This is a genomic window from Mesorhizobium sp. B2-3-11 (assembly GCF_006442215.1).
GTDB classification, from domain to species: Bacteria; Pseudomonadota; Alphaproteobacteria; order Rhizobiales; family Rhizobiaceae; genus Mesorhizobium; species Mesorhizobium salmacidum.
The window spans coordinates 72,897-87,251 of the sequence record NZ_VFVS01000013.1 but is presented as its reverse complement, the minus strand read 5'-3'; the positions used below and the strand labels follow the sequence as shown (position 1 = coordinate 87,251).

Below are 14,355 nucleotides of genomic sequence, written 5' to 3'. Positions count from 1 at the left end.
GGCCTTAATCCTATCTACACCATCCGACCTCATCCGACCTTAACCCCGTTCCTGTAGCATCCGGTCTCCAGGGAAATGGGGATTGGCGTGTCCATGTATGTCGAACGCGAGGCTTCCGTCGGAGAACCGACATCGCAGGAGCGCCGCAACGCAGAGCAGAACGATCGGCGCATCCTGGGCAACGTCGTGCAATGCGACGGCGCGCGCGCCACCATCAGCGCCTATGCCGACGATGTCGACGGCGCGGTCACCGGCCTGTGGACGGTGGGCAAGATGATCTCCATCAATCTGGGCACGACGCGCACCGTTGGCCTGGTTTATGCGATCGGCAAGTCGGATCGCGCCTGGAGCAATGAGGGCCAGAACGCCATCGAGGTCAGCATCGAGCTGATCGGCGAAGTGCGCGACGGCGCCGAACCCGGTGCCAAGCCGATCTTCGACCGCGGCATCACCAGCTATCCGCATATCGGCGCCGTCGCGCACCGCATTCGCACCCGCGACCTGCAGGCGGTCTATGACCTGGCCGGCCGCCATTCCATCACCATCGGCTCCCTGGCGCAGGACGAGGCGATCGCCGCCAACATCGCCATCGACGACACGCTGGCGCGCCATTTCGCCATTGTCGGCACGACCGGCGTCGGCAAGTCCACCGCCGTGTCGCTGCTGCTGCGCAAGTCGATCGCGGCGCGACCGGACCTGCGCATCCTGATCCTCGATCCGCACAATGAGTTCGCGGCCTCGCTGCCCGAATATTGCGTAAGGGTCGATTCCAAGACGCTCGACCTGCCGTTCTGGATGTTCACGCTGGAGGAATTCGCCGAAGTGCTGTTTCGCGGACGCGAAACGGTGCCGGAAGAGATCGACGCCCTTCGCGACCTCGTTCCGCTCGCCAAGAACCTCTATCGCAACCCCGGTTCAGGCGCCTACCTGAGGCGCGGCAGCGATGCGCTGACCGCCGATACGCCGGTACCTTACCGCATCGCCGACCTGCTCAAGCAGATCGACGAGCGCATGGGCATGCTCGAAAGCAAGACCGATCGTCCTACCCTCAAATCGCTGAAGACGCGCATCGAATCGGCGGCTGCCGATCCGCGCTACCGCTTCATGTTCAATTCGCGCCTGATCGAGGACACCATCCACGAGACGATCGGCAACATCTTCCGCGTGCCGCATCATGGCCGCCCGGTAACCTGCTTCGAGATGGCCGGCATGCCCTCGGAAGTGGTCAATTCCGTCTGTTCGGTGCTGGCGCGCCTGGCCTTCGACCTCGCTTTGTGGAGCGAAGGCAAGCTGCAGCTCCTGTTTTTATGCGAGGAAGCGCATCGCTATATGCCAGCCGATCCGCGCCTCGGCTTCGCGCCGACCAGGCATGCGCTGTCGCGCATCGCCAAGGAAGGCCGAAAATATGGCTGTTATCTCGGCGTCGTCACCCAGCGCCCAGGCGAGCTGGACCCGACCATCCTGTCGCAATGCTCGACCTTCTTCGCCATGCGGCTCGCCAATGAGCAGGACCAGGCGATCATCCGCTCGGCAATCGCCGACTCGTCCGCCTCCACGCTCGCGTTCCTGTCCTCCATGGGCCAGCGCGAAGCTATCGCCTTCGGCGAAGGCGTGGCGACCACCATGCGGCTGAAATTCGAGAGATTGCCCGCTCACCTGCTTCCCGGCACGGCCAAGCGCGAGGAAGAAGTGACGTCGAAGGCCGGTGAGGTCGATCTGGTGGCGATCGTCGAGCGGCTGCGCAACGTACCGAAACCGCAGAGCCAGGCAATGGCTTTCGCCGAGGTGGTCGATTCCGGCCGGCAGGCCGGCGACCCCGACTACCGCAAAGCGCCGGCGGCGGCGCGCGTGCAGTCGGACGAAGATTTCGACACGCGCTACGGCCTCAAGCCAGCCACCTTCGGCCTGCGTCCGCAGAACGATTGAGGCTGAGCGCTGCTTTCGCGTCAAATTCCGTGGTTCTGCTTCGTCGGAAAGCTCGGCTAAATCCCGTCAGGAAATTCGTCAGGCTGAGTCGATTGGTGTCGACTTCGAGAACCGGAGCGGAGCGGGTTCTTGGTCCGTGAGCAACGGAAGCGCAGACGTCGGCATCAAACGGCCAGCATCACGAATTTAGTGACGGGATTTTAGGCGCAGACGCGATTGCGGCCTTGCCTCTTGGCTTCGTAGAGCTGGCGGTCGGCGCGGCGGTAGAATTCCTCGGCGGTTTCCTTGCGGTCCCAGACGGCGAGGCCGACGCTGGTCGTGATCTTGAGCCGGACATTGTTGCCGGAGAGGATCGACATGTTGGCGATCGCCTTGCGGATGCGCTCGGCGAATTTGGCCAGGAGGTCCGCCTCCATGTTGGGCGTGACCACGGCGAACTCCTCACCGCCCAGGCGCGCCACCACATCGTGGAAACGTGTCATGTCCTTGAGGCATCTGGCGACAGCCTTGAGCACCTCGTCGCCGACGTCGTGGCCGTGAGTATCGTTGACCTGCTTGAAGTGGTCGAGATCGAGGATCATCAGCCCGACCGGCTTTTCGATGCGCCGGAACTCCTCGAGATATTCCTTCAGCGCGTCGTCGAAATAGCGGCGATTCTGCATGCCCGTCAGACCGTCCGTCAGGGCGGCATGCTCGAACGTCTCGGAGCGGGCACTGAGCGAAACCGTCATGGCGCGCAGCTTGCCTTCTTCCGTCGCCTGTTTGCGGATCAGCGGGTAGATGAAGAAAATGCCGAAAAACAGCGCGGTCGCGAGCAGAACGCCCGTCGCGAACAACAGCTTGTTGAGGTAGATGACCTTGTCCAGGCCCGAAGGCGTATGGAGCTCGGTGGCGAAGGATTGCAAGAGCCCATAGGCGTGCAGCGTCACCAGGCCAGCAGCGAGGATCACGAAAATAAACACGAAAAAAGCGGATTCCGCCTTATGGAAACGCATCTGCTCCCCGATGGAAAAGTGCCCACCGACCTTATGGCAGCGACCGCCTTACGGAGCGTTAATTCCGGCAACTTCGGCGGGAACCTTGCCCCCAAGGTCAACTTTTTAGGTTGCATTAGCAACAAGTGTTTGGATCGTGGTTTCGCAATCGTCACCGGGGCGCAGTCTCTGCCATTCCGGCCCCAGCTGATGGCGAAACCAGGTCCCCTGCCGCTTGGCATATTGCCTTGTCGCGATCTTGGCGCGCTCGATCGCCTCGGGAAAGCTCGATTGCCCTGCCATCGCAGCCTGCAGTTCGCGAACCCCGATCGCCTTCATCGCCGGCAGGTCCGGATCCAGATGAAGGGTCGCAAGCTGCTTGACTTCCTCCAGCGCGCCCTTGTCCAGCATCCGGTCGAAACGTCTTTCGATGCGGTCGACCAACGCCGCCCGATCCGGCTCGATGACCAGGAAATGCGCGCTCTGCCTGTCGATCAGCGGCCGGCCGCGCTCGGCCTGCCATTCCAGGATCGATCGGCCGGACGCGTCGAGCACCTCGAGCGCCCGCACGATGCGCTGGCTGTCGGTTGGCTTCAGCTGCATGGCGGCTCTCGAATCCTCACGCAACAACAAGGCGTGCAGCTTGACCGCGCCTTGCTCTTTCAACTCATAGCGCCAGCGATCGCGGATCCGCTGCGGAATGTCGGGCATTTCCGAAATACCCTCGGTCAGCGCGCGAAAATAAAGGCCGGTGCCGCCGACGAAGATTGGCCGCCGCGAGAGTGTTTCGTCATCGATCAGTTTCATCACGTCGCGCAGCCAGGCGCCGGTCGAGTAAGCGGAGCCGGGATGGACATGCCCATAGAGAAAATGCGGCGCTCTTGCGAGCTCGGCCGCCTCCGGCCGGGCGGTCAGGACGTCGAGAACCGAATAGACCTGCATGGAATCGGTGTTGACGATGACGCCACCTGTGCGTTCGGCCAATTCGAGCGCCAGCGCCGACTTGCCGCTGGCGGTTGGTCCGGCTATCAGGATCGCGTTCTTCACGCGGCCTTCGCCCGCATCCGCGCCGGAATTCTCGATGCCGCTCATTGCCACGCTTGTTTCCCATTCCGCTGACCGCGCTCTGTCGCCGTCGCTTGCGAATATGGCCTCACGGTCGGTGGGCGCAAGCGCTGTCATCTGGCTGGCCGAAGGCATTGCCTGTGATCTTGCCCTGCCGCCAGAGGCGCAGGCTGATGAAACGACTGCAAGGCTTCGCGCCGCATTGGCCGTTGAGCCCATCGATGTGATCGTCCAGCAGGCTGAAACACGCCGCAAGAAAATCCTTATCGCCGATATGGATTCGACCATGATCGACCAGGAGTGCATTGACGAACTGGCCGACGAGATCGGCGTCAAGGATCACGTGGCGGCCATCACCGCGCGGTCGATGAATGGCGAGATCGCCTTCGAGCCGGCACTGCGCGAGCGCGTGGCACTGCTCAAGGGTCTCGATGCCGCCGTGGTCGAGCATATCGTCGCCAATCGGCTGACGCTGGCCTCGGGCGGCCGCGCGCTGGTCCAGACCATGCGCGCCAACGGCGCCTGGACTGCACTCGTCTCGGGCGGTTTCGAGGTCTTCACCACGCGCATCGCTGCGATGCTTGGCTTTCAGGAAAACCGCGCCAACAGCCTGCTCGACCAGGATGGACGCTTCACCGGGCTGGTCGGCGAGCCGATCCTCGGCCGCGCCGCCAAGGCCGAGGCGCTGCTCGAAATCTGCGCGCGCCTTGGCTTGACGCCGGCCGATGCCATCGCCGTTGGCGACGGCGCCAACGATCTCGACATGATCCGCCTGGCCGGCACCGGTGTCGCGCTCCATGCCAAGCCTAGCGTCGCGGCGCAGGCAAAAGTCCGGATCGACCATGCCGACCTAACCGCGCTGCTCTATCTGCAGGGCTACCGGCGGGAAGAATTCGTGCAATGAAACCAATCCGTACCAAACGACTGATCCTGCGCAATTGGGAGGATCGCGACCGCCAACTGTTCCATCGCATCAATTCCGATGAACGCGTGATGGAGTTCTTCCCGTTTCGCCGCGACCGTGCCGCCGCCGACGCCAAGATGGATGAGTTCCGCGCCGCCATCGATCGCGACGGCATTGGCTTCGCCGCCGCTGAGATCGCTGCCACGGGCGAATGCATCGGCTTTGTCGGCATAACCGGAACCGATCATCTGCCGTTCCTGCCGGCCAGCATGATCGAGATCGGTTGGCGGCTGGCGCCCGAATTTTGGGGCAAGGGCTATGTCACCGAGGCCGCCGAGGCATGGCTGGCCTACGGTTTCGAGACATTGGCCCTCGACGAAATCGTTTCCTTCGCCGTCGCCGACAACCGCCGCTCGACTGCCGTCATGGAACGTCTCGGCATGAGAGCCGATCCCTTCGCCGATTTCGATCATCCCGGCATTCCCGACAGCCATCCCGCGCTCAAGCGGAATGTGTTCTACCGGCTGTCTCGCCAAGACTGGCAGGCAAGAAAAAGGGCGGCTCTCTAACCGCCCTTTCCGTCAAAATCAGGTTTTGCAGGTCCTGCCGGACATCAATCCATCCGGATCGTCACGAACCTGAGCTCACCGGTCTTCGAAGCCAGCATCAGCAGCGCGTTCTTGCGCCCCTGCTCCTTCAGCGCGCCAATCCTGTCCATGACGTCCTTGGGCGTGGCGACCGATTCCTGCGCGATCTCGGTGATCACTTCGCCCGGCTGGATACCGCGTTCGGCGGCGGCGGAGTCCTTTGCCACGTCGGTGATGACGACGCCGGAGACATCTCCGGCGATGCTGAACTTCTTGCGCGTCTCGTCATTGAGTTCGCCGACCGTCATGCCAAGCACTGCGGCGGTCGAGACAGCCGGAGCCTTGTCGCCGCCCTTGTTCTGGTCGGTGTTGCCATTCTCGCCGCTGGCGAGCTTCTCGCCATCCTCAAGCCGGCCGAGCGTCACCTTCACCGTCTGCTCGACGCCCTTGCGCACGATCAGCACGTCGACGGCCTTGCCCACTGGGCTTTCGGCCACGACGCGCGGCAGGTCGCGCATTTCATGGATGTCCTTGCCGTCGAACTTGATGACGACGTCGCCGGCCTGGATGGTGCCGTTGTCGACTGGTCCGCCCTTGATGACGCCGGCCACCAGCGCGCCCTTGGCGGTCGCCATGCCCAGGCTTTCCGCGATGTCGTCCGTCACCGGCTGGATGCGCACGCCGAGCCAGCCGCGCCGCGTCTCGCCATATTGGCGCAACTGCTCGACGACGCCCGAGGCGAGCTGCGAGGGAATGGAGAAGCCGATGCCGATCGAGCCGCCGGACGGCGAAATGATCGCGGTGTTCATGCCGATGACCTCGCCGGCGCTGTTGAACAGCGGTCCGCCCGAATTGCCGCGGTTGATCGCCGCATCGGTCTGGATGAAATCGTCATAAGGGCCTGAATTGATGTCTCGGTTGCGTGCCGAGACGATGCCGACGGTGACGGTGCCGCCGAGGCCAAACGGATTGCCGACCGCCATCACCCAGTCGCCGACGCGCATCTTGGTGGAATCGCCGAATTTCACCGCCGTCAGCTTGTGGCCTTTCGGATCGACCTTCAGCACCGCGACGTCGGTCTTGGTATCGGTGCCGACCAGCGTCGCCTTCAAGGTCACGCCATCGGAAAAATTGACCTCAATGTCGTCGGCATCGGCGATCACGTGGTTGTTGGTGACGACGATGCCTTGCTCGGCGTCGATGACGAAACCCGAACCGAGCGATTGCACCTTCTGGGATCCATTGTCCTTGTCGCCACCGCGGTTCTTGAAGAAGTCGTCGAAGAAGTCCTGGAAGGGGGAGCCTTCGGGCAGCTGCGGCATCGGCACGGCGCCCGGCCCTTCGGTGCCCTTCACCGTCTGCGAGGTCGAGATGTTGACCACTGCGCCGAGCACGCTTTGCGCCAGGTCGGCGACCGAGGCAGGCCCGTCGGCGGCGAATGTCGGCGTCACGAAGGACGGGATGGCGGCAGTGCCCAGGACAAGCGCTGCCGTACCGGCGACCAACGTCCGTCGAGCAGCGCGCAAAAGGGTGTTGGATGTCATCGAGAAGCCTCCCGGCATTTCTGAAAGAGAAAAGCGCTTCGACGAAAACGCCGTGTCGCGCCATGATGGCAAGAAATACGGCACGTTTGCGGCTATGGCTATCGGCGGAGTGTAAATCGAGTGTTATTCCGCAAACCGGACGCCTTTACCCGCCCCGCACCAGCCAGACGATGCCGACACCGATGGCGCATGGCGGCCAGCCCGCCAATCCGCAGTGCATTCTCCGGCATCGACAGCACTTCGCCCGCGAGCTTCCTCGCAAAGCGGGGGAAGCCGCCATAGACCAGGCCCTCTATGACAAGGACCAGGCTTATCGCCGCGAAGAAGTCCTGCACCGGCCGTTACTGGCCGGTGCTGGGCTGTGTCGTCGGCGCAGTGGGTGACGCCACCGGCGCGGCGGGTGCCGGCGATGTCGGCTTCGCCGGCCCTTCCTTGCCATCGGGATCGCGGAAGTAGCGGAAGAACTCCGAGCTTGGCGACAGCACCATGGTGGTCCCGGTGCTGTCCAGCGCGGTGCCATAGGCATTCATCGACCGGTAGAAGTCGAAGAAGGCCGGATCACGCTGATAGGCTCCCGCGAAGGTGGCGCTGCGCTGGGCTTCGCCCTCGCCGCGCAGGATTTCGGACTCCTTCCGCGCTTCGGCAACGATCTCGACCACTTCACGATCGGCGCGTGCCGTAATGCGCTGTGCCGCTTCGTTGCCGCGTGCCCTCAGCCGCGCGGCCTCAGCCAGGCGTTCCGCCTTCATGCGGTCGTAGGTCTGCTGTGAAACTTCGGCCGTCAGATCGGTGCGGCGGATGCGGACATCCTCGATCTGCAAGCCGAGCGATGTGGCGTCGGGCCTGAGCTGATCGCGAACTTCGCGCATCATCACGGCACGCTCTTCGGAGAGCGCGGCCTCGAAATCGCGCAGGCCGTAGACGCGGCGCAAGGCAGCGTCGAGACGCGTCCTGAGCCGCGCTTCGGCCAGTTCGATCTGACCCGACACCGCCGCACGGAAGACGCGCGGATCCGAGATGCGGTAGGCGATGAAGGCATCGACCTCATAGAACTTGCCGCCCGACACCTGGACGCGAATGTTGTCGAGATCGAAGCGCAGCACCCTGTTCTCGATCAGCTGCACCGTGTCGGCGTCGAAGAAGGAGAACGGCGCCTTGAAGTAGATGCCTGGCTCGCTCTTGACGTCAACGATCTCGCCGAAACGGAGCACCAGCGCCTGCTGGCGCGCATTGACCACGAAGACCGAGGAATAGATCAGGAACAGGATGACCGCCGCTACGACGACGAAGATGGGAAGACGGTTGGCCATCATCACTGGGTACCTCCCGTGCGCGCGGCGGGGGCAGCCGGCGCCGGCGGTTTCGGCTGCAATGCGGGCAGCGGCAGATAGGGCAGGACACCTTGTCCGTTGCCCTGCTCGACGATGACCTTGCTCGAGTCCTTCAGAACCCTCTCCATGGTTTCCAGATAAAGGCGTTTGCGCGTGACATCGGGGGCCTTGGCATATTCGTCGTAGACGGAGATGAAGCGCTGGGCCTCACCTTCGGCTTCCTGCACCACACGGTTCTTGTAGGCGGCCGCGTCTTCGCGGACCTGGGCTGCCTCGCCGCGTGCCTGGCCGAGCTTCTGGTTGGAATACTGATTGGCCTGCTCGACGAACTTGTCCTCGTCCTGCTCGGCACGCTGCACCTCGTCGAACGCATCTGCCACCTCGCGTGGCGGCGCTGCATCCTCGATGGAGACGGCGTTGACGTTGAGGCCGGCCTTGTAGCCGTCCAGCGTCGTCTGGATGATCTCGCGCACCGAGGCCGCTATGCCCTGGCGGTCGTCGCGGAAAATGTCTTGTGCCGGCCGGCGGCCGACGGCTTCGCGCATGGCGCTCTCGGCAACCTGCCGCAGCATGCCGTCCGGGTCGGAAACGTCGAACAGGTAAGCGCGGGGGTCGGAGACCTGGTAGGCCACCGAAAACTGTACATTGACGATGTTCTGGTCGCCCGAGAGCATCAGGCCGTTGCCGCTGGTGTTGCCACCGCCAATGTCGACGAGTTGCTCTGAAATCTTGGCCGTCTCGACGGTTTCAAGCGGCCACCAGTGGAAGTGCAGGCCAGGTTGGGAAAGCTCGGCCTTCGGCTTGCCAAAGCGCAGTTCGACCGCGACCTCGTCGGGCTGAACGGTATAGACCGCCTGGAAGGCCCACAGAACGACCAGCACCGCGGCGATCAGCCCAAACACGGCCGGACTGGCGCCACCGCCGCCGGGCAGCGCGCGCCTCAGCCGATCCTGGCCACGGCGGATGATGTCTTCGAGGTCGGGAGGCGACCCCTGCGGGCCGCTCGGCCCCTTGGGTCCCTGCCCCCAGGGTCCCTGATTGTTGCCGCCGCCACCCCACGGGCCGCCGCCTCCGCCACCTTTGTCGTTCCAGGGCATGAATGTCCTTTCGCTTGGAATTCCCTCAAGCGCCGCGGGTACGGCGCAAATCCAGTGTCGTTCTTCTATAGGGACGCCACGGCACGCTTTCAACGCGATGCCCGTCGACTTCATCCGTTTTGGGCCGGTAGCGACCCTTTGTCGTCCTTAAATGCCGTTTTTGTCTTCAAACCATTTCGCGGCGGCGCTCGTAAACCGTATAGCGCGTCGCATGGCTGTCCTTTTCTCCTGACGGAACCCCCTGCGAACTGACCACGTGCCATGTATCAGGGTCGATCGGCGGGAAATACGCGTCGCCGTCGACGGCGGCCAGTACATGGGTGACGTGCAGGCGGTCCGCCAGCGGCAGCGCCTGGGCATAGATTTCGCCGCCGCCGATGATGCAGACCTCGTCGACGCCTGTCATGCAGCGTCCGCGCACCGTTGCCAGCTGGATCGCGGCTTCCAGCGTATGCGCCACCTCGACGCCCTCGGCGCGCCACGCCTTGTCGCGGGTGACGACGATGTTCAGCCTGCCCGGCAGCGGCCGGCCGATGCCTTCATAGGTCTTGCGGCCCATGATGGTGGGCTTGCCCATCGTGTCGGCCTTGAAGCGCTTGAGGTCGGTGGAGAGCCGCCAGGGCAACCCACCTTCCCGCCCGATCACGCCGTTCTCGGCAATGGCGACGTAGATCGCGACATGCATCAATTTGCGTCCCCGCCATTGCTGTCGGACGGTTCGAGCAGGAGGATATCGATATCGTGCTCGGGATAGAAATCGTGCGCCGTCATCTCGAAACTCGTCGGCCCGACCTTTTTGACGTTGTCGCCGCAGAACGAGACCAGGCCTTTCGGATTGCCCTTGTCGACGGTCAGCTTGAACTTGCCGATGGTGCCCGCCGCCCAGTTGCCGCCGGTGGTCAGGATATAGGCGATGCGGCTTTCGTAGAATTTGGGATAGCCGTCCGCATTGTCCTTCGCCGCCTTGCGCACCGCGTTCTCGAAGGTGTCGTCCATGCAGTAGCGGGTCTTGTAGGATGAATATGAGCCCTGGAACTGGCCTTCATTGTAAAAGCTGACCGACGACGTGCCGCCGACGCTCGGCTTGTAGCGGTGCGAGACGTGGACGTCCTTGTTGGCCGGAAAGGCCGAGCGCCACCAATAGGTCGAGCGCAATTGCCAGAACGGCGAATAGCCGGGTTTTTGGCCACTGTCGGCCTCCGCATCCTCGATGATGATGCCGCGGTTGACCCAGTCGTCAGCCACCGCTTGCGGCAGCTTCGCTAGCGCCGCCTTGGCGGCATCGCCGAACGGATTGAAGGGCACGTTTTGCGCCTTCAAATCGGCGCTGATGTCGATGCCGAGCGCGAGCACCTTCTGCTCGAGTTGCGGCTTTGCCGGCGCGCCGTCGATCGTCACCTCGAAGCCGAGGAAGTTGTCGCTCTGGTTTTCAGGGATCGCCGGCATCTCTTCGGGATCCCCCGAAATGTCGGGCATCGGGAAGGCCACGATCGCGTCGACATCCTTGTTGGTGTTGTTGTGGAAGACGTAATCCACCGTCACCTTTTCGGGCGAGATGAAAAGATCCTCACTTTGCATCGCCACGGCATCGTTGCGCGACAGGATCAGGCCGCCGGTGCCAAGCTCGGCAACCGAATCATTGGCCAATGCAGGCGCCCCCGATAGGGCCAGTACGGTGGTCAAAACATATCGCAGCATGAAAGCCCCCTCGGCGAGAATGCTCGCGGGACCCTAGCCCTTTCAATGCGGCGTTTCAAAGCCCTTCCGCGTCAGTGCTCACGCACGCAGTCTGGACAGGTACGCGGTCTGGACAACCCTGCGGTCTGGACACGCATGTGGTCTGGACTAACAGGTTACGATCGGGCAGGAGTTCGCCGCATGCGCAAGCTTCTCGTCATCGGCATCGGCGCCGGCAATCCCGACCACATGACGGTTCAGGCCATATCGGGCCTGAACCGGGCGGACGTCCTGTTTATTCCCGACAAGGGCGCCGACAAGACAGACCTTGCCGACCTGCGGCGCGGCATCTGCGACCGCTTCGTCACCAACCCGACCTCACGCCGGATCGAGTTCGACGTGCCGGTGCGCGTCGAACCAACGTCTTCCTATCGCTCGACGGTCGACGACTGGCATGAGGCGATCGCCGCCATCTACGAGGGGCTGATCCGCGACGAGATCGCCGGGGACGGTTGCGGCGCCTTCCTGATCTGGGGCGACCCCTCGCTCTACGACAGCGCCCTGCGCATCCTGGAGCGCGTGCGCCTGAGGGGCAGTGTCGCCTTCGAGCTGGAAGTCATCCCCGGCATAACTGCCATCCAGGCGCTGGCCGCCAGCCACAAAACGGCGCTGAACCGCATCGGCGATCCTGTGCTGATCACCACCGGCCGCCGCCTGACCGAGGAAGGCATGCCGGACAATGCCGGCAGCGCCGTCGTCATGCTCGACGGCAAATGCGCCTTCAACACGCTGGCCGACCAGAACCTTTTCATCCAATGGGGCGCCTATCTCGGCACGCCGGACGAGATCATCATCTCCGGCCGCCTGGGCGATGTCGGCGCCGAAATCGAGAAGCGCCGCGACGAAGCCCGCCGGGAAAAAGGCTGGATCATGGACACGTATTTGCTGCGGAAGCAGGAGTAGTAGTGAGTAGTGAGTAGTGAAGCCAACCAACTACTGACTACTGACTGTTCCCTACCCCGCTTCAATCTCGGCCTGCAGCGCATCCATATGCGTCGCCGCCGCGGCGGACGCCGCGCGCTCGATGGCGCGAAAGCGGCTGACCACCGCCAGGCCGACCGTTGTCAGCTGCGCCCCGCCGCCCTTGCGGCCGCCGGTCTGCGCCGAAACCAGCGGCTTGCCGAACACCCGGTTCATGTCCTCGACCAGATCCCAGGCGTGCTTGTAGGACATCTCCATGCCGCGCGCGGCGGCCGAGATCGAACCGAATGTGGCGATGTGCTCCAGAAGCTCGATCTTGCCAGGGCCTATCCGTCCGTCCGGATCGAGATTTATCCGCAAGCTCAGCGACGGCATTTTTGCTCCTCCGCGATCGCTTCAGCTTCGGCGACCGTTATTCCAAAACAATATAGCGGCGATCACCACCCCTGTCAGCCGTCGACCTCGAGCGGCAAGCCGGCGCCGGTGTTCGCCCGGTCGAAGCTCACGGTCTTGACCACCGCGAAGACCTTGTCGCCAAGCCGCAGCTTCAGCGCCTGCCGCGATTGTTCCGTGATGCGAGCCAGCACGGTTGCGCCATCGCAGTCGATGCCGATCTCGACCGTCGGCCCTTCGCCCGGGCTGATCGCGACGATAGTGCCCGGCAAGATGTTGAGTGCACTGAGGCCCGTCGGTTTTTCCGTGGCGATCATCACGTCGCGAGCGCGAATGCGGATACGCACCGGAGCCCCGGGCTTCATCTCAAGGCGCGGCACGCGGATCTCTCCGGCGGCCGAACCGAGCACGGTCATGCCGAAAGTCTCGTCGTGACGCAGCACCTTCGTATCCAGCACGGCGCCACCCTCGCCGCGCTCTTCGGCCGGCAACAGGTCGAGCCTTTGCATGACTGCCTCGGTCGGCCCCCTGGCGATGACCTTGCCCTGCGCCAGCATCACCACGTCGCTGGCCAGCCGCGCCACCTCGCCAACCGAATGGCTGACATAGACGATCGGGATCTTCGTTTCGTCGCGCAGCCGCTCGATATAGGGCAGGATCTCGGCCTTTCGGGCTTCGTCGAGCGAGGCCAGCGGCTCGTCCATGAGCAGCAGCCTGGGGCTGGCAAGCAGCGCCCTGCCGATCGCCACGCGTTGTTTCTCGCCGCCCGAGAGTTTTGCCGGCCGTCGCCCAAGCAGCGGGCCGATGCCGAGCAGTTCGACAACACTGTCCATATCCGCGTAGCGTTCCACCGCTGGCGTGAACCAACGGCCGTAGCGCAGATTGCTCATCACGCTCATATGCGGAAACAGGCGCGCATCCTGGAACACCATGCCGATGCGGCGCTTGTGCCTTGGCACGAAAATGCCGGCACCGGTGTCGGCCAGCACGCGGCCGTCGACCTCGATGCGCCCCTGGTCCGGCCGGATCAGCCCGGCAATCATGTTGATCAGCGTCGTCTTGCCCGAACCGGATGGCCCGAACAGCGCCGTCAGCCGTCCGGCGCTCTCGAAGTGGGCGTCGATGGCGAAATCGCCAAGCCGATGTCCGATGTCGACAAGGACGCTCATTCGATGTCCATCCGCCGGCCGACGCGCCGCGCCAGCACTTCCGAGGCGACCAGTGCCGCCATCGAAATAATGATGGAAATCAGCGTCAGCCGCAGCGCCCCTTCGTCGCCGCCCGGCACCTGGGTAAAGGTGTAGATTGCCGTCGGCAGCGTCTGCGTCTCGTTGGGGATGTTGGAAACAAAAGTGATCGTGGCACCGAACTCGCCCATCGCCTTGGCGAAGGACAGGATGGCGCCGGCGATCAGCCCGGGCAGGATCAGCGGCAGCGTGATGGTGCCGAACACCCACAGAGGGTTGGCGCCGAGCGTGCCCGCGGCCGCCTCCATCTTGCGGTCCACCGCCTCGATCGACAGCCGAATCGCGCGCACCATCAGGGGAAAGCCCATGACGCCGCAGGCAAGGGCGGCACCCGTCCAGCGAAACGAGAAGACGATGCCGAAATGTTCGGCGAGGAATGCACCGGCTGGGCCGCGCCTGCCGAAAGTCAAAAGCAAGAGATAACCGGTCACCACGGGGGGCAGGATCAGCGGCAGATGCACCAGCCCGTTGAGTAGTGTCTTGCCCCAGAATTTCCCCCGGGCAAGCAGCAGCGCGATCGCTATGCCCGGCGGCAGACTGGCCAGCATCGCAGCCGTCGCCACCTTGATGGACAGCCGGACCGCATTCCATTCGTCGGGAGTGAGGTCCAGCAGCCAGGTCATGTTGCG

At 63.7% G+C, this 14,355-nt stretch carries 15 protein-coding genes and 1 pseudogene; 5 read left to right on the top strand and 11 right to left on the bottom strand.

Annotated features, from left to right (window positions below):
• Window positions 1–93: 93 nt before the first annotated feature.
• Entirely contained in the window at window positions 94–1,926 is a 1,833-nt protein-coding gene (locus tag FJ960_RS18560; RefSeq protein WP_140502770.1) for an ATP-binding protein, read from the top strand.
• A gap of 200 nt (window positions 1,927–2,126) precedes the next feature.
• Here the strand turns inward: FJ960_RS18560 and FJ960_RS18555 are convergent, their stop codons facing one another.
• Window positions 2,127–2,921 (bottom strand): GGDEF domain-containing protein, encoded by a 795-nt coding sequence (locus tag FJ960_RS18555; RefSeq protein ID WP_027141716.1) that lies wholly within the window; start codon window positions 2,919–2,921, stop codon window positions 2,127–2,129.
• Between the two features lie 105 nt (window positions 2,922–3,026).
• Window positions 3,027–3,992, bottom strand: a complete 966-nt coding sequence (miaA, locus tag FJ960_RS18550; RefSeq protein ID WP_140715908.1) for a tRNA (adenosine(37)-N6)-dimethylallyltransferase MiaA — start codon at window positions 3,990–3,992, stop codon at window positions 3,027–3,029.
• Between miaA and serB the strand changes: the two genes are divergently transcribed.
• Both serB and FJ960_RS18540 read left to right on the top strand, forming a co-directional pair.
• On the top strand, window positions 3,982–4,869 hold the full coding sequence (gene serB, locus FJ960_RS18545) for a phosphoserine phosphatase SerB (protein ID WP_140715906.1): 888 nt from the start codon (window positions 3,982–3,984) through the stop codon (window positions 4,867–4,869). The two genes, miaA and serB, sit on opposite strands and share 11 nt — an antisense overlap.
• Window positions 4,866–5,438: a GNAT family N-acetyltransferase gene (locus FJ960_RS18540; protein WP_140715904.1), complete on the top strand. Its 573-nt coding sequence runs from the start codon at window positions 4,866–4,868 to the stop codon at window positions 5,436–5,438. Before serB ends, FJ960_RS18540 begins: the two co-directional genes overlap by 4 nt.
• Before the next feature lie 44 nt (window positions 5,439–5,482).
• On the opposite strand, the gene FJ960_RS18535 is transcribed toward FJ960_RS18540, so the two are convergent.
• On the bottom strand, window positions 5,483–7,000 hold the full coding sequence (locus FJ960_RS18535) for a DegQ family serine endoprotease (protein WP_140502490.1): 1,518 nt from the start codon (window positions 6,998–7,000) through the stop codon (window positions 5,483–5,485).
• On the opposite strand from FJ960_RS18535, the gene FJ960_RS30165 reads away from it, so the two are divergent.
• Window positions 6,990–7,115, top strand: a complete 126-nt coding sequence (locus FJ960_RS30165; protein ID WP_281405555.1) for a hypothetical protein — start codon at window positions 6,990–6,992, stop codon at window positions 7,113–7,115. The genes FJ960_RS18535 and FJ960_RS30165 overlap by 11 nt on opposite strands.
• Before the next feature lie 30 nt (window positions 7,116–7,145).
• Here FJ960_RS30165 and FJ960_RS18530 read toward each other — a convergent pair.
• From FJ960_RS18530 to FJ960_RS18510, 5 genes and pseudogenes are all read right to left on the bottom strand, one after another.
• Window positions 7,146–7,335, bottom strand: a pseudogene (locus FJ960_RS18530) (DUF2065 domain-containing protein).
• Between the two features lie 6 nt (window positions 7,336–7,341).
• The gene (locus tag FJ960_RS18525) at window positions 7,342–8,310 is read right to left on the bottom strand and encodes a protease modulator HflC (protein WP_140716033.1); all 969 of its coding nucleotides are present in this window, start codon (window positions 8,308–8,310) and stop codon (window positions 7,342–7,344) included.
• Between the two features lie 2 nt (window positions 8,311–8,312).
• On the bottom strand, window positions 8,313–9,428 hold the full coding sequence (hflK, locus tag FJ960_RS18520) for an FtsH protease activity modulator HflK (protein WP_140502488.1): 1,116 nt from the start codon (window positions 9,426–9,428) through the stop codon (window positions 8,313–8,315).
• Between the two features lie 166 nt (window positions 9,429–9,594).
• Window positions 9,595–10,113, bottom strand: a complete 519-nt coding sequence (locus FJ960_RS18515; RefSeq protein WP_140715902.1) for a dihydrofolate reductase — start codon at window positions 10,111–10,113, stop codon at window positions 9,595–9,597.
• On the bottom strand, window positions 10,113–11,126 hold the full coding sequence (locus FJ960_RS18510; RefSeq protein ID WP_140715900.1) for a DUF4424 domain-containing protein: 1,014 nt from the start codon (window positions 11,124–11,126) through the stop codon (window positions 10,113–10,115). The genes FJ960_RS18515 and FJ960_RS18510 overlap by 1 nt, the downstream gene beginning before the upstream one ends.
• A 180-nt stretch (window positions 11,127–11,306) precedes the next feature.
• Here FJ960_RS18510 and cobF point away from each other — a divergent pair, with 180 nt between their 5' ends.
• Window positions 11,307–12,068, top strand: coding sequence for a precorrin-6A synthase (deacetylating) (cobF, locus tag FJ960_RS18505; protein WP_140715897.1), 762 nt, complete (start codon window positions 11,307–11,309; stop codon window positions 12,066–12,068).
• Between the two features lie 51 nt (window positions 12,069–12,119).
• On the opposite strand, the gene FJ960_RS18500 is transcribed toward cobF, so the two are convergent.
• The 3 genes from FJ960_RS18500 to modB all read right to left on the bottom strand — a co-directional run bounded on the left by FJ960_RS18500 (window position 12,120) and on the right by modB (window position 14,349).
• Window positions 12,120–12,461, bottom strand: a complete 342-nt coding sequence (locus tag FJ960_RS18500; protein ID WP_127279684.1) for a winged helix-turn-helix domain-containing protein — start codon at window positions 12,459–12,461, stop codon at window positions 12,120–12,122.
• Window positions 12,462–12,535: 74 nt separating this feature from the next.
• Window positions 12,536–13,648 (bottom strand): molybdenum ABC transporter ATP-binding protein, encoded by a 1,113-nt coding sequence (gene modC / locus FJ960_RS18495; protein WP_140715895.1) that lies wholly within the window; start codon window positions 13,646–13,648, stop codon window positions 12,536–12,538.
• Window positions 13,645–14,349, bottom strand: coding sequence for a molybdate ABC transporter permease subunit (gene modB / locus FJ960_RS18490; protein WP_027141703.1), 705 nt, complete (start codon window positions 14,347–14,349; stop codon window positions 13,645–13,647). The genes modC and modB overlap by 4 nt, the downstream gene beginning before the upstream one ends.
• Window positions 14,350–14,355: the final 6 nt, after the last annotated feature.